This is a genomic window from Corynebacterium sp. HMSC068H04, assembly GCF_001811255.1.
Taxonomy (GTDB): domain Bacteria; phylum Actinomycetota; class Actinomycetes; order Mycobacteriales; family Mycobacteriaceae; genus Corynebacterium; species Corynebacterium hesseae.
The window spans coordinates 1-15,289 of the sequence record NZ_KV803989.1 but is presented as its reverse complement, the minus strand read 5'-3'; the positions used below and the strand labels follow the sequence as shown (position 1 = coordinate 15,289).

General features: G+C 64.1%; 14 protein-coding genes. 11 read left to right on the top strand and 3 right to left on the bottom strand.

The window, feature by feature from the left end:
* Window positions 1-16: 16 nt before the first annotated feature.
* From HMPREF2792_RS05255 to ald, 3 genes are all read left to right on the top strand, one after another.
* Entirely contained in the window at window positions 17-475 is a 459-nt protein-coding gene (locus HMPREF2792_RS05255; protein ID WP_070531521.1) for an acyl-CoA thioesterase, read from the top strand.
* 15 nt (window positions 476-490) lie between these two features.
* Window positions 491-1,150: a DUF8185 domain-containing protein gene (locus HMPREF2792_RS05250; RefSeq protein ID WP_070531518.1), complete on the top strand. Its 660-nt coding sequence runs from the start codon at window positions 491-493 to the stop codon at window positions 1,148-1,150.
* A 153-nt stretch (window positions 1,151-1,303) separates the two neighbouring features.
* Window positions 1,304-2,386 carry an alanine dehydrogenase gene (ald, locus tag HMPREF2792_RS05245; RefSeq protein ID WP_070531516.1) on the top strand — a complete coding sequence of 361 codons (1,083 nt, stop codon included), beginning with the start codon at window positions 1,304-1,306 and terminating at the stop codon, window positions 2,384-2,386.
* On the opposite strand, the gene HMPREF2792_RS05240 is transcribed toward ald, so the two are convergent.
* Both HMPREF2792_RS05240 and HMPREF2792_RS05235 read right to left on the bottom strand, forming a co-directional pair.
* Window positions 2,383-2,772 (bottom strand): globin, encoded by a 390-nt coding sequence (locus HMPREF2792_RS05240; protein WP_083306389.1) that lies wholly within the window; start codon window positions 2,770-2,772, stop codon window positions 2,383-2,385. The two genes, ald and HMPREF2792_RS05240, sit on opposite strands and share 4 nt — an antisense overlap.
* 2 nt (window positions 2,773-2,774) lie before the next feature.
* Window positions 2,775-3,776: a mechanosensitive ion channel family protein gene (locus tag HMPREF2792_RS05235; RefSeq protein WP_070531513.1), complete on the bottom strand. Its 1,002-nt coding sequence runs from the start codon at window positions 3,774-3,776 to the stop codon at window positions 2,775-2,777.
* A 115-nt stretch (window positions 3,777-3,891) separates the two neighbouring features.
* On the opposite strand from HMPREF2792_RS05235, the gene HMPREF2792_RS05230 reads away from it, so the two are divergent.
* Window positions 3,892-5,052: a cystathionine gamma-synthase gene (locus HMPREF2792_RS05230; protein WP_070531510.1), complete on the top strand. Its 1,161-nt coding sequence runs from the start codon at window positions 3,892-3,894 to the stop codon at window positions 5,050-5,052.
* Window positions 5,053-5,102: 50 nt separating this feature from the next.
* Here HMPREF2792_RS05230 and HMPREF2792_RS05225 read toward each other — a convergent pair whose 3' ends face one another.
* Window positions 5,103-6,983 carry an FAD/NAD(P)-binding protein gene (locus tag HMPREF2792_RS05225; protein WP_070531507.1) on the bottom strand — a complete coding sequence of 627 codons (1,881 nt, stop codon included), beginning with the start codon at window positions 6,981-6,983 and terminating at the stop codon, window positions 5,103-5,105.
* Between the two features lie 119 nt (window positions 6,984-7,102).
* Between HMPREF2792_RS05225 and HMPREF2792_RS05220 the strand changes: the two genes are divergently transcribed.
* The 7 genes from HMPREF2792_RS05220 to HMPREF2792_RS05190 are packed head-to-tail and all read left to right on the top strand — an operon-like array spanning window position 7,103 to window position 14,955.
* Window positions 7,103-8,743 carry a TIGR04028 family ABC transporter substrate-binding protein gene (locus tag HMPREF2792_RS05220; protein WP_070531504.1) on the top strand — a complete coding sequence of 547 codons (1,641 nt, stop codon included), beginning with the start codon at window positions 7,103-7,105 and terminating at the stop codon, window positions 8,741-8,743.
* Entirely contained in the window at window positions 8,744-9,724 is a 981-nt protein-coding gene (locus tag HMPREF2792_RS05215; RefSeq protein WP_070531501.1) for an ABC transporter permease, read from the top strand.
* Window positions 9,721-10,575 carry an ABC transporter permease gene (locus HMPREF2792_RS05210; RefSeq protein WP_070531498.1) on the top strand — a complete coding sequence of 285 codons (855 nt, stop codon included), beginning with the start codon at window positions 9,721-9,723 and terminating at the stop codon, window positions 10,573-10,575. Before HMPREF2792_RS05215 ends, HMPREF2792_RS05210 begins: the two co-directional genes overlap by 4 nt.
* Window position 10,576: 1 nt before the next feature.
* Complete coding sequence (locus HMPREF2792_RS05205; protein ID WP_070531495.1) at window positions 10,577-12,244, top strand: dipeptide ABC transporter ATP-binding protein; 1,668 nt, start codon at window positions 10,577-10,579, stop codon at window positions 12,242-12,244.
* 27 nt (window positions 12,245-12,271) lie between these two features.
* A complete protein-coding gene (locus HMPREF2792_RS05200; protein ID WP_070531485.1) occupies window positions 12,272-13,459 on the top strand; it encodes an alkylhydroperoxidase domain protein in 1,188 nt (395 codons plus the stop codon).
* Between the two features lie 18 nt (window positions 13,460-13,477).
* Window positions 13,478-14,152, top strand: a complete 675-nt coding sequence (locus HMPREF2792_RS05195) for an SDR family oxidoreductase (RefSeq protein WP_070531482.1) — start codon at window positions 13,478-13,480, stop codon at window positions 14,150-14,152.
* 56 nt (window positions 14,153-14,208) lie between these two features.
* Window positions 14,209-14,955: a GntR family transcriptional regulator gene (locus HMPREF2792_RS05190; RefSeq protein WP_070531479.1), complete on the top strand. Its 747-nt coding sequence runs from the start codon at window positions 14,209-14,211 to the stop codon at window positions 14,953-14,955.
* Window positions 14,956-15,289 lie beyond the last annotated feature (334 nt).

The following is a 15,289-nucleotide window of genomic DNA, read 5'->3' as shown; positions in this document are numbered from 1 at the left end:
TCGGAAGGATTCTGGAATGCCCGCTCAGAATGTTGTGTCGGAGGAGACTAAGGACAACGTCCACGAGCTCACCGTGGGAGTGCGTTGGTCGGACTTCGACATGTACGGCCACATGATGAACGCCAACTTTATCGAGCTGGCACAGGAGGCGCGCTTGGCCTTTGCCATGCACCACTTCTATTCACGTGGCCTAAACATGGTGGCTTTTGTTCGCCACATCGACGCGGACTATGTTCGCCCCATCAAGTGGGATGGACGGCACGGCACGGTGACAGTGGAGACCACGGTGGTGCGCCTTGGAACTACGTCGTTTACCACTCGCCAGAAAATCAAGGACGCGCAGGGCCAGGTGGCCTGCGTCATCGACTGTGTGCAGGTCACCATTGATCCAGATACCCAGATGCCGCGAGAGGTTTCTGAGCAGGAGCGCACCATCATCCTGGAAAATGCTGTCGTCGAGTTGGACGAGCAGTAGGCGGCCAGCGCAATTATGGAGAGTGAATCCCTGACATTGCACAACGGCGGGGTGGGGCTGCAGGCCCTCCTCGCTCGTGCGACGGGGCTGGATGCCTCAGCGACGGTGCGCTTGCGTCAATACGACGCCACCCACGTTGAGGTTTTTGTCACGACCCCCTTCGATGTCGTCGTAGCGCGGCGCTGCGAGGGCGTCGTTGGCCGCGATGGGGCAGTGGTGTCGGCGCAGGCGCTTCTCGACGCCCTCCGCACCACCCCCGAACACCTTCTTGAAGAGGACGGGGCGGGGGTGCTTGACCTAGGCCCCGCGCGCGACCCCTCATGGCCGGGGGCCTTGCCGCCGGTAACGGGGTTTCGAGAGATTGATTCATTGCCTGTCGACGTCGTCCGTGACTTAGCGGATAAAGGCCGGCAGCTAGCTCGGCAATTCTCTGGTCCGATGGGACCTCCGAAAAGCCTGTTGAATCAAACCGTGCTCACCGTGGAGAGCGCGGAGACCCAAGTAGAGATTCCTATGCGGATGATCTTCGCCTGCACGAGTTTGGGCCTCATCCCGGGCTTTGCTGCGTCACTCAATATCCCCCGCCACCTGCGCGTGGCGGGCAAGGGGCGGTGGGTGCGCCTCGACGCGCCCTATGGCAGTGTTTATCACTCCACGCGGCTGTCTTTGTTCTAAAACGTCTCCAGCCTCGCCGCCGCAGAGTCCGCGGCGGGGCGCGGCACCGCGGAAGGAAAACTGTGTGGTTTCTACGCCCGCAACGCAGCGTGATTTGCGTTACCATTAAGGGGTCGAATTCAGTTTCTTTAATAAAAGGAGATGACTCGCACGATGCGTATTGCGGCACCCAAAGAAATCATGAACAACGAGAACCGCGTCGCTCTTACCCCGAGCGCTGCGCACGCACTCATCAAAGATGGCCATGAGGTTCTAGTGGAAACTGGGGCCGGAGAAGGCGCTTCTTTTCCGGACTCCGAGTACCAAGCCGTGGGCGCGACGATCGTCGCCACCGCCAAGGAGGCCTGGGCGGCGGACATGGTGGTCAAAGTCAAAGAACCGCTCGAGGCCGAGTATGGCTACCTGCGCGAGGATCTGCTGCTCTTCACTTACCTCCACCTGGCGGCGGACCGTCCGCTGACGGACGCCCTGGTTGAGGCCGGAACCACCGCCGTGGCCTATGAGACGGTTACCGATGCCCGCGGCACTCTGCCGCTTTTGACACCGATGTCCCAGGTGGCCGGGCGCCTCGCCGTCATTGAGGGAACGCACCATCTGTTGTCCACGCAGGGTGGGCGTGGCTTGCTGGTCTCCGGCGTGCCGGGCACCCAACCGGCACGAGTGGTGGTCATCGGCGGCGGCCAGGTTGGCGCGTCCGCGGTGGCTATGGCGCATGGCCTGCGCGCGGAAGTCACGGTGCTCGACCTTGACCCGCACGTCCTGCAGCGCTTCGATGAGCAGTACCAGGGCGGCGTGCGCACCCTGGTGTCGGACCCTGCCACGCTGGAAGCGGAGCTTCTCGCCGCCGACCTCGTCATCGGCGCCGTCCTCGTACCCGGTGCTGCCGCCCCGAAGTTGGTTCGGGAGGATGTGGTTAAGCGCATGAAGAAGGGCGCCGTGCTTGTCGACGTTGCCATTGACCAAGGCGGCTGCTTCGAGAACTCCCACAAGACCTCGCACGATGAGCCAACCTTCAAGGTGCACGACACCCTCTTCTACTGTGTTGCCAACATGCCGGGCGCGGTGGCGAACACCTCCGCGCGCGCACTCGGCTCGGCGACCTTGCCGTACATGCGCGCCCTGGCTGCCGGCGGCTTCGACGGTGCAGTCGAGCGCTTCCCGGGCTTGGCCAATGGTCTGATGACCCGCGGGGGAGAGCTGGTGTCCAAGCCCGTGAAGGAGGCCTTCGGGCTTTAGGGTGCGCGGTTGATGAGCATCTCCGCTACCCGTTCCATGTGGTCCCAAATCATCGCGCGGTAGGCCGGCGGGATGGTCTCCTCGTCGATCTGCGCCAAGGAATTGCCCATGAGCTCGAGCCAGCGATCATGGGCAGCTATGTCGATGGGGTAGGGCGCGTGGCGCATGCGCAGGCGCGGGTGACCGCGATTCTCTGAGAAGAGCTGGGGTCCGCCCCAGTACTGCACGAGGAACCAGGTCAGACGTTTTTCCGCGCCCTCCCAATCCTGCTGCGGGTACATCGGCCCGATGAGATCATCCTCACGCACCTGTGCATAGAAACCGCCGACGAGTTTCTCAAAGGTCTCCATTCCACCGACGGCTTCGAATACGCTCGTTGGTTGCACGCCTAATCTTCCTTTCGCGTCAGGCTGGGTTCTTCCAAATCAAAGATAGCCATCCCCCGCGGGTAGGGCGTGGTAATTCCTTCCGTATGCATGGCGGTGAGGATTTTCGCCTGCATCGCGCGCTGCACATCCCATTGTTTGCCCGGTAGCGTCTTGACGGAAACGCGGTAGGACATGTGGTCAACTTCCAAACCGGACATGCCATTGACCGTAGGTTTGGCCAGGATGAAGCCCTTGATTTCGGGGTCGCGGGCGGCGTCCTCTGCTGCGGAGGTGATGACATCGACTGCGCGGGTGGGGTCGTTACTCAGTGCGATGGGCACTTGCACGCGGGCGACGGAGTAGCGGTCGGAATGGTTGGCCACCTGCAAGATTTCGCCGTTACGGACGTACCATAGCGCGCCATCGATATCGCGGACCGTGGTAATACGTAGGGAAATGGACTCCACGTCGCCGAAGACCCCGTTTCCGAGGTCGATGGTGTCACCGATGCCGTACTGGTCCTCCATGAGCATGAAAATGCCGGACAGGAAATCCTTGACCAGCGCCTGGGCGCCGAAACCAAGGGCGACACCAACCACGCCGGCTGAGGCTACGAGCGGGGCGACGTTGACTCCGAGCTTGTCCAAGATAGCGAGCGCTGCCCAGACCCAGACGAATATGGCAACCGCGGAGCGTCCAACGCCGGCGAGGGTCTGGATGCGGGAGGTGCGCCGAGCCTCCTGTGTTTGCTCGAGGACCTTGTCGGTTGTTTTGTGCGCTTTGCGCGGGGAGAGCGGCGAGCTGAGCTTGCCCTTCTTGATGCTGTTATCAGCCAGCTTGGTGATGAGCCGGCGCAGCAGCCAGCTGCCGATGATGGCGACGATGAGGATGAGCGCGATGCCGATGGGTTTGTCGATGAGCCAGGACTGCATGTTTTCTGTTTGCCACCAGCGGGTGACCGCGTCGACAGCCCCGTCGGTTGGCTCGGAGGAAGCGCTTAGGTATGCGGTTGGTCTGGTCACGTGTGTCCTTTCTGCTATCGCTCACGACTGACACCTACCGATGGTAGGGAAGAGAGCTGAATATAAAAAGCTTGTCTTTCCCGCGACTGAACAGCTTGGTCTAGAATTGTGCCTCATGACTGACAACCGCACTCTTGGCTTTTCCTCCCGTTCCATCCATGCCGGTTACCAGCCGGATCCCTACATGGGATCCATCAACGTACCGATCTACGCCTCCACGACCTACCAACAGGACGGCCTCGCGCAGTTGCGCGGCGGCTATGAGTACGGGCGCGTGGCCAACCCCACCGTTCATTCGCTGGAGAAGACCCTCGCGGCGCTGGAGAACGCTGAGTACGCCCGTTGTTTCGCCACGGGCATGGCGGCCGTCGATACCCTCATTCGGATTCTCGTCCGCCCAGGTGACCACGTGATTTTGGGTAACGATGCCTACGGCGGCATGTATCGCCTCCTGCATCATGACTACGGCGAGTGGGGCATCGAGCTGTCCATCGTCAATACCGCCGATTCCGCGGCGGTTAAAGGGGCGCTCAAGGAAAACACCAAGCTGATCTGGTTGGAAACCCCGACCAATCCGGCGACGACGATCACGGATATCGCCGCAGTCTCTGAGGTTGTTAAGGCGGCCGGCGACGCCCAAGTCGTCGTCGACAACACGTTTGCCACGCCCTACCTGCAGAACCCTTTGGAGTTGGGTGCGGACCACGTCCTGCACTCCACCACGAAGTACCTGGGCGGCCACTCGGATGTGCTGGGCGGTGCGGTCGTGACCAACTCCGCGGAGATGGATGAGCGCCTGCTGTATTTCCAGGGCAACGTCGGCGCGGTGTCCTCGCCTTTCGACGCCTACCTCACCGCCCGCGGCATCAAAACCCTTGAAGTGCGGATGGACCGCCACTGTTCCAATGCGCAGGCCGTGGCCGAGTTCTTGGAATCCCGCCCGGAGGTCAAGCAGGTTCTCTACCCGGGCCTGCCCTCGCATCCGGGCCACGAGCTGGCTAAGAAGCAGATGCGTGGCTTCGGCGGGATGATGTCCGTGCGCTTCCACAGCGAGGAGCACGCCCGCCAGATTTGTCTCAACACCAAGCTCATCTCGCTGGCTGAGTCCCTCGGCGGTGTCGAGTCCCTCATTGAGCACCCACAGAACATGACGCACATTTCCGCCGAAGGCTCCGAACTTGTTCCACCGGCAGACCTCGTGCGCATCTCGGTGGGCATCGAGTCCATCGATGACCTGCTCGCGGACCTGGAGCAGGCCCTCGACGCCCTTCACTAAAACCGCCGAAGCGCCAAGGTTTTGAGCCTCGGCGCTTTCGCTGTGTGTGGTTAGAGGGAATTGAGCAGGGAGCCGGCCGTGCGGTCGGTTTCCTGCAGCATGAGCGGATCCGTGCCGGGCATGGGGGAAATGGTGGTGTCCGGCCACTGCGAATAGGTGGGGATGCCCACGATGTGCAGGCGCGGGTCCTCGATGCCACCGGGGTTGACCACGCGGCGGTTCCACGTCGTCTCCGGCGAGCCGGTGGCCTGACCATGGTCGACGAACGCGCGAACACGCCCGTTGAGGGATACCGCCAGTGGGTCGCCGGCGCGGCGGACGTCGGGGGAGTGCATCCAGGCGTCGATAAGCCAGGTGGAGGAAGCCTCACCGTGCGCGGTACGCAGCGTGAACTTCTCGCCGATCTCTAGCTGGGGGCGCTGACCCAGGAAGGTGACGAGGCCGGCGTCGACAAGCGCGAGCAGCTGGCGCGTGCGGAAGAGCGGTGGGCCGGAGCCTACCATCTGTCCGAAGGCCATGAACTCCTTGTACGTGCTGGTGCGGGACTCCCATGTCATCCGGCCTTCTGAACCCGCAATCGAGGAGGGCTTGCGCGCGGCAGAGATGGCCCAGAGCGCGGACTTCAGCGGGGAATCGGCGGCGGCGACGGCCTCGATGATGTCGCGCGCTAAGCCTTCGGCGATGTACTCGGTGATCTCACCGCCGGTGAAATCGTCGAGCGGGTTCGCCCAATGTGCAAGATCCAAAGGCTGCGCGGAGGAGCCCTCGAGGGCTGCGGTGAGCTGGTCTGCCATGCCTCGGAGATCTGGGGCGGTGAGCTCCGTGGAATCGAGCGTAGCGATGATATCCGCGAGGGGGCGCTGCAGTGTATTGGGAGCGACCCGCGCCTGGTTCTCGTAGTACTCGGCGTAGGCATCGCGCAGAATGTGTGGCAGCAACTGCGTGCCGAAGTCCAGCTCGACCTCCGGATCCAGCGCGGCCACCGCGGCGCGGAAACGGGTCAGCGCAGCCTTCGGTGGCAGCGCGTGATATTCCGACTTTGGGATATAAGGGTAGCCGCGGCCGGAGGAGACGATGAAGTGCGGCTCCTCGCCGCTGGGCTCGTAGCGCAGCCCGGAGCGCGTGGAGGGATCCTCCACAAACTCACCACCGCGGTCGATGGTGAGTAGCGCCATGATGTCGAAGAAGCCCATGCCCAGGCCGCGGATCAGGACCTTCTCGCCCGCGGGGACCTTAGACACTGGCTGCTCGACGGGGTTATCTGGCCGCACCCAATGCAGATCCGAGTGCGCAGCCTCCGCCAGGGCGCGTTCGGATTCGCTGAGCGCCGGTACCTGCCAGCCGTAGGCCAGGACGGTGGCGTCGGCGGTGACGGTGGAGCCGTCGGAAAGTGTAATGGCGTCCTGCTCACCGCGCTCCTCCACGGACAGCGCGCGGGCGCGGTGCTGGACGACGTCCACGTTCTCCGGCAGCTGAGTCAGCGCAACCTCAAAGACCCACTCCAGGTAGGCGCCGTAAAGCGCGCGGGAAGGGTTGGACTCCGGGCGGGTTTGCGCGAGTTCCTCGGCAAAGGAAGCGGCTAGCTCCTCGCGCGGCGGGTGGGAATCATAAAGCTCCAGCTTGGCAGGCGCGATGTCGGGGCGCTCGCCGCGCAGGAGCTGGATCCACTCGTAGAGGATGGGGCCCTCGAGGACCGGCGCGGTGGTGGTGGAGCTGGGCTCGGTGAACAGAGTGACCGCGCCGGCCAGCGTGTTCATGCACAACGTGCGGGTCTGCTCGGTGTCCCAAATGCGGCCGGAACCTAGTGGGGCATCGTCGATGATGTGGAGGCGCAGGGGTGACTCAAGGGGGGTCGCGCGCAGGTGGGCCGCGAGGCGCTCGACCAGCGAGATGCCGCGCGGGCCGGCCCCGACGATGGCGATGGAGGGCATAAAAATCAACCTCAAACTTTTAGACTGTTCTGTCTAGTGGAATAATACCGGTCAGTATACGTTGTGTTAAATCCGTAGACACAATTCAAACCGACTATCTACTCTCTGAAAGCAATACCGTGAAAACCCTACGCGCACTCGCCGCCACCCTGGCAGCAGCCCTCGCCTTAGCCGGCTGCTCCGCCGCGGAACGGCCGGACGGGGAGGACAACATCCTCACCTACCTAGAGCCGCAGTTCTTCCGCACGCTCTACCCGCCGGCCGCCGGCTTTTATCCCAACGGCGGCGTGGTCAACCAGCTGACCGATCGCCTCCTGTACCAAGACCCCGAGACCCTCGAGCTCTCGCCGTGGATTGCCACGGAGATGCCCAAGGTCAACGCCGATGCCACGGAGTACACGTTCAACATCCGCACCGACGTCACCTACTCCGATGGCTCTCCTTTGACCGCCGAGAACGTCGTGGCCAACTTCGACCTCTTCGGCCGCGGCGATAAATCCCGCACGCTGACCAGCTCCGAGCAGATTGCCAACTATGACCACGGCGAGGTCGTGGACGAGGACACCGTGAAGTTCTACTTCACCCAGCCTTCTCCGGGCTTCCTCCAGGCCACCTCCGCCTACAACGCCGGCCTGCTCTCCGATTCAACGCTGGCCTTGGACAACGAGGGCTTCGGCCCCGGCAACGCGGTTAACGTCATTGGCTCGGGCCCCTTCGTGGTGGAATCGGAAGAAATAGGCACTGACCTTAAGCTCAAGACCCGCGAGGACTACGACTGGGCCCCGCCAGCGGTCAAGCACCAGGGGCGCGCGGAGATCGACGGCGTCCACTACATCCTCGCCGCCGAAGAGTCCGTGCGCACCGGCGCCATCCTCTCCGGCCAGGCCGATATCGCCCGCCAGATCTCCGCACCACAGGAGTCGCTGCTCAAGGACCGGGGTGTTAGCATCATCTCGCGCGGCACGAACTCCATGAACAACCAGTTCGCCTTCCGCTTCGACCACCCGCTGCTGCAGGACAAGCGCGTGCGCGAGGCCATCATCCACGGCGTGGACCGCGAGGAAATCCTCCGCGTGCTCTTCTCCGAGTCCTACCCGCTGGCCACCTCCACGGTGGCAAAGACCGGCCTGGCCTACAAGGACCAGTCCGCCGCTTATACCTTCGACCCCGAGGAATCCAAGCGCCTCCTCGACGAGGCCGGCTGGGAGCCCGGCCCCGACGGCATCCGCGTCAAGGACGGCCAGCGCCTTGTCCTGCGCACCAACACCGCCTTGCCGCAGCCGCGTTCTAAGGAAGTCATGACCATGGTGCAGGACCAGCTGGGTGAGCTGGGCATCGGCATCCAGGTCAACGCCGGCGACCAGGCCACGCAGAACGCCGATGCCAAGGACGTTGACAAGGTGCAGATCTACCACTCGATGGTGGGCCGCGCCGACTACGACGTCATCACCTCGCTCTACGGCATCAACAACCGCGACGCCTTCCTCAACCAAGACGCGGAGGGCACCCCAATCGACGCGCACCTGCAGGAGCTTCTCGACGCCGTCCTCGACACCCCCGACAAGGAAGGCCGCATCAAGGCCACGGAAGAAGTCCAGGACTACATCACCGAGCAGGCCTATGCGCTGCCGCTCTTTGAGGAGCCCGTGGTCTACGCCGTCCGGCCGGGTATTTCGGGCTTCAGCCCGGAATCGGTGGCGCGCCCGTGGTTCTACGAGGTGTCCATCGACGCCGCGGCATCGGATGAGGAGGAGAAATAAATGACAACCCGCCAACTCTTCAGCCGCATTGGGCAGGCCCTCCTCGTGCTGCTCATTACCTACACCGTGGCCTTTGTGCTCCTGTCGGCGCTGCCATCGGATGCCGTCCAGTCGCGCTTCGGCGACCCTGCCCTGGGCCTGTCCCAGGCGGAGATTGACGCCATCCGGGAGGAGATGGGCGTCGACAAGCCGCTCGTGGTGCAATACTTCACGTCTCTGGGTGGCTTCCTCACCGGGCACTTCGGCAACTCCACGCAGTCGGGCGCTCCGGTAGCCACGCTGCTTGCCGACGCCCTTCCCCACACCCTCATCCTCGCCGCCAGCGCCATCGTTCTCGCACTCATCGTGGCCGTGCTCGTGGCCTTTGTGGCCACGCTGCCGGGGCTTGGCGCCATCGGTTCTTTCTTCCGGGGTCTGCCTTCCTTCATGGTCTCGCTGCCCGGCTTCTGGATTGCCATCCTGCTCATCCAGTTCTTTTCCTTCCAGTTGGGCTGGGTGCGCGTCATTGAACCCGGCAGCGTGGAGGGCCTCATCCTGCCTACCTTGACGCTCTCGGTACCTATGGCCGCGCCGCTCATTCAGGTGTTGATCCGCTCCATCGATGAGACGCAATCGCGGCCCTTCGTCCAGGCGGTGCGCGCACGCGGCGCCTCGGAGGCGTGGATCTTCTGGCGAACTGTCCTGCGCAATTCGCTGCTGCCCACCTTGACCATGGCGGGCCTGCTCTTCGGTGAGCTCGTCGGCGGTGCCGTGGTGACCGAGACCGTCTTTGGCCGCACCGGCTTGGGCTACATGGTGGCGCAGGCCGTGGCGAACCGCGATACCCCGGTGCTGCTGGCCGTGGTTCTCATCGCTGCGACCTCCTACATCATCATCAACCTCGTGGTGGACCTGCTCTACCCGGTGCTGGATCCGCGCCTGCGCGCCAGCGCCCCGGAGCGCCGCGCTGCCGCTGCTGAAGAAAGGACGGTGCGCTCATGAGCATGACGCACACCAATCCGCTGCGTTCTTCACGAGCGCCGCGCCGCCACACTGCGAATCCCTGGCTCGCGCCGGGTTCCATCATCGCCATCGTGGTCCTCGTGATCGCTTTCCTGGCCGCGCTTTTCCCAAGTTTGTTCACCTCGGCCGACCCCTATGCGGGCACCGATGTGGCCCTGTTGCCGCCGGGGGAGTCCGGCCACCTCATGGGCACGGACGCGGTGGGCCGCGATCTCTACGCGCGCATTGTTTATGGTGCCCGCCAGTCGCTGCTCGGCGCGCTGATCGCCGTGGCCGTCGGCCTGGTCGTCGGCACGCTCATCGGTTTGCTCGCCGGCTCCCTCCGAGGAGCGGTGGACACCGTCCTCATGCGCGTGGTCGACGTGCTGCTGTCCATCCCCGGCATCCTGCTGTCGCTGTCCATCATCATCGTTCTGGGCTTTGGCTCCGTGCAGGCGGCGGTGGCTGTCGGTGCGACGTCCGTGGCGACCTTCGCCCGTTTGGCCCGCTCCCAGGTGACCACCGTGGCCAGCTCGGACTACATCGAGGCCGCATACGGCGCCGGTGCCACCCACGCCACGGTGCTCTTGCGCCACATCCTTCCCAACTCACTCACCCCTGTGATCGCCCTGGCCACCCTGCAGTTCGGCACCGCGATCCTGCAGCTGTCCATCCTCGGCTTCCTGGGCTACGGCGCCCCGCCGCCGACCCCGGAATGGGGCCTCATTATCGCCGAGGGCCGTGACTTCATGGCCACCGCCTGGTGGCTCATCATCCTGCCCGGCATCGCGCTGGTCGCCGTGGTGATGTCCGCCAACCGCCTGTCCCAAAACTTCCCCGTGGAGGCCTAACATGTCTGTTACAAAAAATGCAGCGCAGCCCCTGCTGCGCGTGCGGGACCTCAACGTGTCCTATTCCACCGCAGGTGGTGACGTTTCCGCCGTGCAAGGCGTCAACCTCGAGGTTCACCCGGGACAGATGACCGCCATCGTGGGCGAATCGGGTTCCGGCAAGACCACCTCGGCCATGGCAGCCATCGGTTTGCTGCCCTCGAATGCCACGATCGATGCCGGAACCATCACCTTCGATGGTCGCGATATCACCTCGCTGCGCCGGCGCCAGTGGCGTGAGTTGCGAGGGCGACGCATCGGGCTGATCCCGCAGGACCCGAACAACTCCCTCAACCCAGTCCAGACCATCGGCGCCTCGGTGGAGGAGGGCATGCGCATCCACAAGGTGGGCACCGCCGCCGAGCGCAAGGCAAAGGCGTTGGAGTTGCTGGAGCGCGTCGGCATCGATGACCCTGCGCGCCGCTATCACCAATACCCGCACGAGCTGTCCGGCGGCATGAAGCAGCGCGTGCTCATTGCCGCCGCCGTGGCGCTAGAGCCCGACCTCATCATCGCCGACGAGCCGACCTCCGCCCTCGACGTCACCGTGCAGAAGATCATCCTCGATCTCCTCGATGACATGCGCGCGGAGCTCGGCATGGGCATCCTCTTCATTACCCACGACCTCGCCGTGGCCGGTGACCGCGCCGACCGCGTCGTGGTTATGGAGTCCGGTCAGCTGCGCGAGGAGGGCCTGGCCGCCACGGTGCTGACGAACCCGCGCCACGACTACACCAAACGCCTGCTTGCCGACGCCCCCTCCCTCACCGTCGCCGACGCCGGCCGAGCAGCTACGTCGCGCAACGCCGTCGTCAAGACCGACACAACCACTGACCGCACCGCGGGCGAACCCTTGGTGCGCGTGGAAGGCCTGACCCAGCGCTTCGGTGATTTCACCGCGGTCGATGACATCTCCTTCACCGTGGCCAAGGGCTCGACCCACGCCATCGTGGGTGAATCCGGCTCCGGCAAGACCACGACGGGGCGCAGCATCGCGATGTTCAACACCCCGACTTCCGGCAGCATCACCGTGGGCGGACGCGACATCGTGGGCCTGCGCGGTAAGGCCTTGCGCGAAGAGCGAAACAACATCCAGCTGGTCTACCAGAACCCCTATGGCTCGCTGGACCCCAAGCAGTCCATCGGCCAGACGGTGGCGGAGCCGCTGCGGAACTTGAAGGCGGTGCGTGCCAGCGCGGCCAAGGAAAAGGCCAAGGAGTTCTTGGACCTGGTAGCTCTCAACCCGGACTTTTACGACCGCCGTCCGCGCGAGCTCTCCGGCGGCCAGCGCCAGCGCGTGGCCATCGCGCGCGCCATGATCGTGGAACCGGAGCTGGTCATCCTCGACGAGGCCGTCTCCGCTCTCGACGTCACCGTGCAGGCCCAGATCCTGCGCCTACTGGCCCGGCTGCAGGAGGAACTCGGCCTGACCTACATTTTCATCTCGCACGACCTCGCAGTGGTCAACCAGATTTCCGATACCGTTTCGGTGCTCTCAAAGGGCCAGCAGGTGGAATGCGGGCCCACCGCCGAGGTCTTTAGTAACCCACAATCACCGTTTACCCGGAAGCTCATCGAGGCCATCCCCGGCTCGCGCTACCGCGCCGGCGACCTCAACCTGGGCCTGTAGCCTGGGCGAAAACGAAAGGATTAATTCATGGCAGACATCATTAACCTGTTGGCGGGTGTTGAGGGGGACGTCGCCAAGCTGCGCGAGCGCCGGCCCGAAGCCAAGGAGAACGCGCAGGCCTCCTTTGCCGCGCTCCTCGAACCTTCAACGCCCGGCACGTTCAGCTATGCGGAACGCTACGCCATCGCTACCTTTGTGGCGGGCGTGTATCAGGCGACGCCTGCCGTCGCCTTTTATTCTGACCTGCTGGCGGAGGAATCAGAGGAGCTTGCCGTCGAAATATCCCGCGCGGTGGAGAGCGGCATCACCACCGGCCCGTATATTGATGGCGGCTTCACGCTTTTCGAGGTCTCCCAGCGCCTCGCCGCCGCCCTCGACTTCGCCCACCTGCTGGTCTTCCACCCCAAGGACGCCTCTCCGGCCGCGATCGGTCACCTGCAGGCGGCCGGCTGGTCCAACGATGACATCGTGACGCTGGCGCAGCTGGTCAGCTTCCTGTCTTTCCAGCTGCGCGTGGCGCACGGCCTCTCCGTGCTTGCCGGTACTGCACAGCCCGCGCCCGTGACTGAGGCGCCGCGTCCCACCCAGACCCCGGAGTGGGTGCCGGGGGAGGGGACGCTGGTGCCGGACGTCGCCAAGCCGCAGGGCTTTGTAGCGCACTCGCTGGGCTGGAAGCCGTGGGTGCCGCCGCAGCCGAAGGAGGAGTTCACAGACGCGCAGCGCGATGCGCTCATTAAGCCCGAGCGCATCGATATGGAGTACTTCCGTCTGCTCGCCCGCGATCCGGCCGCGCTCAAGGCGCGCACGCTCACGGACCTGGACATCTTCTACAACACCGACGGCGGACTCGGCCGCGCCGAGCGTGAGCTGGCCGCCACGGTGGTATCGCGTCTCAACGGTTGCGAGTACTGCGCGTCGGTGCACCAGCAGCGCGCCAAGGAAGAGGGCGGTGACGCCGCGGCGATTGACCGCCTGCTCGAGGAAGGCGTTTCCGCTGACCTGGGCTCGGCGCAGTGGTCCGCCATTCGCGATGCCGCCCTGGCCCTGACCGAGTCACCCTTTGCCTTCGACGCCTCCCACGTTGAACGCCTCGAGTCCGTGGGATTCGATACCCTAGCCATCATCGATGTCATCAACTCCACCGCGTTCTTCAACTGGGCTAACCGCCTGATGCTGACGCTGGGGGAGCCGGATGTGCCGAAGCGTTTCCGCTAACGAGAAGGAGGAACAACCATGGTGAAAACTGCCGTTGTAACTGGTGCGACGGGTGGAATGGGCGCGGAGATCATCAAGGACCTTGCCCGGGACCACCGCGTGTATGCCCTGGGGCGGCGCGCCGGGGAGCTGCCGGAGGCGGAGAACATCGTGCCGGTGGCAATCGATTTGCTGTCGCTTCTCGACGGCTCACCGCTTCCCACCGAACTGGCTTCGCTTGAGCGCGTGGACGTGCTTGTGCATGCGGCGGCCCGGGCGGATAAGCGCTCGGTGGAAAGCGCTCGGCCGGAGGATTGGCGCGCGCAGATGGACCTCAACGTGCACGTACCAGCCGAGCTGACCCGCCTGCTTTTGCCCGCGCTGCGTGCGGCGGAAGGGCTTGTGGTCTTCATCAACTCCGGTGCGGGCATCCACTCCTACGGGGACAACGTGATTTACGCGGCGACGAAGCACGCGCTCTACGCGCTTGCCGACGGCCTGCGCCTCGGCGAGCTCGGCATCCGCGTGTCCACCGTCGCGCCGGGCCCGACGGATACCCCGATGCTGCAGGGCCTGCAGGATTACAACCCAGAGCATGTCATCGCTCCTGTGGAGGTGGCGAAGGCCATCCGCGCCACCGTTGATGCTGGCCCGACGACGCAGCTGACTGAGATTCGCGTGCGCCCGCGCATTGAGTTGAATCAGCGCAAGTAGGAGCCGCGTTTTCTCTCAAGATGCGAAAAACGCAGCGCACGGTACAGTTATGAGGCGTGTCCACCTCTCAACGTCGCCGCCCCGCCTATTTGGTGATCGCGGATTCGCTGCGGAGCAAGATTGAATCCGGCGAACTGAAGCCGGGTGACCGCTTTCCCACGGAGCGGGAGTTAGTCCAGGAATACAAGGTGGCGCGCATGACGGTGCGCCACGCGCTGGACATCGTCCAGATCGAAGGTCTCATTGACCGCAAGCGCGGGCGCACCGGTGGCACCTTCGTGCGTGCCACCCCGCCGACGCTGAGCCTGACGAGCGGGCGAAGCGCCCTCGACCAGCTGCGTGAGCATGGACTCGATGTGGAGGTGCGGGTGTTGTCGCTGACGCTGATTGAGGTGCCTGGGCATCTCGCTTCCACCTTCGGGATTGAGGAAGGTGATTCCGTGTGGGAATGCCGCGCGGTGCAGTTGACCGAGGGCTCGCCCATCATGGCCTCCACCCTTTTTATCCCGCAGGCCTTGGCCTCGGACCTCACGGAAGAGGATGTCCAGAAGCCGCTGACCGAGCTGTTGACGGAGCTTGACCTGGTGCCCGTGTTTAAGCGGGACTCCCTCGTGGCCGCCACCGCGCGCACGGAGGAACAGAAAGCCCTTGGAGTGGGTCGGAACCAACCGGTCTTGCGCATTACTCGAACCGTCAAGGCAGAGGGCGGCATCGTAGCTGCCCAGTTGGAAGAGACCCTGCGCCCTGATGCCGTCACGGTGGAGGTCGTCATCGGCGAGGACCCCATGCCGACCCTCGACTAGAAATCTCAGCCAGGACAGCGCCATGAGTTCGGCCTCGCTGGGAATGCGAGTTCGCTCTCCAGGAAACCCGCCAACCATCATCGGGTTGGCGGGTTTCGTTCTTTAAGGGCTTAACCCTCAGTGGGCAGCACGTGAATCGTGCTCAAGGATCGCCGATATGCCCGCGTGCCTTGATGTGGTCCGCGGGTGGCAGTGTTGTCACTGGTGGTTAGCTGTTTCCTTTCTGCCGTTGCTGCGTGTGGTGGCTGTGGGTGTTAACTACTGTCGGGTGGTTCCTCTGGTGGCTGTCCTGCTTGTTCGGCGTTGAGTCTGGCTAGTGCTTCTTGGTATTCGG

What these genes read in the sequence shown, in the direction of transcription:
- HMPREF2792_RS05255 (WP_070531521.1), top strand. Translation starts at nt 17, where the DNA reads ATGCCCGCTCAGAATGTTGTGTCGGAGGAGACTAAGGACAACGTCCAC.
- HMPREF2792_RS05250 (WP_070531518.1), top strand. Translation starts at nt 491, where the DNA reads ATGGAGAGTGAATCCCTGACATTGCACAACGGCGGGGTGGGGCTGCAG.
- ald (WP_070531516.1), top strand. Translation starts at nt 1,304, where the DNA reads ATGCGTATTGCGGCACCCAAAGAAATCATGAACAACGAGAACCGCGTC.
- HMPREF2792_RS05230 (WP_070531510.1), top strand. Translation starts at nt 3,892, where the DNA reads ATGACTGACAACCGCACTCTTGGCTTTTCCTCCCGTTCCATCCATGCC.
- HMPREF2792_RS05225 (WP_070531507.1), bottom strand. Translation starts at nt 6,983, where the DNA reads ATGCCCTCCATCGCCATCGTCGGGGCCGGCCCGCGCGGCATCTCGCTG.
- HMPREF2792_RS05215 (WP_070531501.1), top strand. Translation starts at nt 8,744, where the DNA reads ATGACAACCCGCCAACTCTTCAGCCGCATTGGGCAGGCCCTCCTCGTG.
- HMPREF2792_RS05210 (WP_070531498.1), top strand. Translation starts at nt 9,721, where the DNA reads ATGAGCATGACGCACACCAATCCGCTGCGTTCTTCACGAGCGCCGCGC.
- HMPREF2792_RS05205 (WP_070531495.1), top strand. Translation starts at nt 10,577, where the DNA reads ATGTCTGTTACAAAAAATGCAGCGCAGCCCCTGCTGCGCGTGCGGGAC.
- HMPREF2792_RS05200 (WP_070531485.1), top strand. Translation starts at nt 12,272, where the DNA reads ATGGCAGACATCATTAACCTGTTGGCGGGTGTTGAGGGGGACGTCGCC.
- HMPREF2792_RS05195 (WP_070531482.1), top strand. Translation starts at nt 13,478, where the DNA reads ATGGTGAAAACTGCCGTTGTAACTGGTGCGACGGGTGGAATGGGCGCG.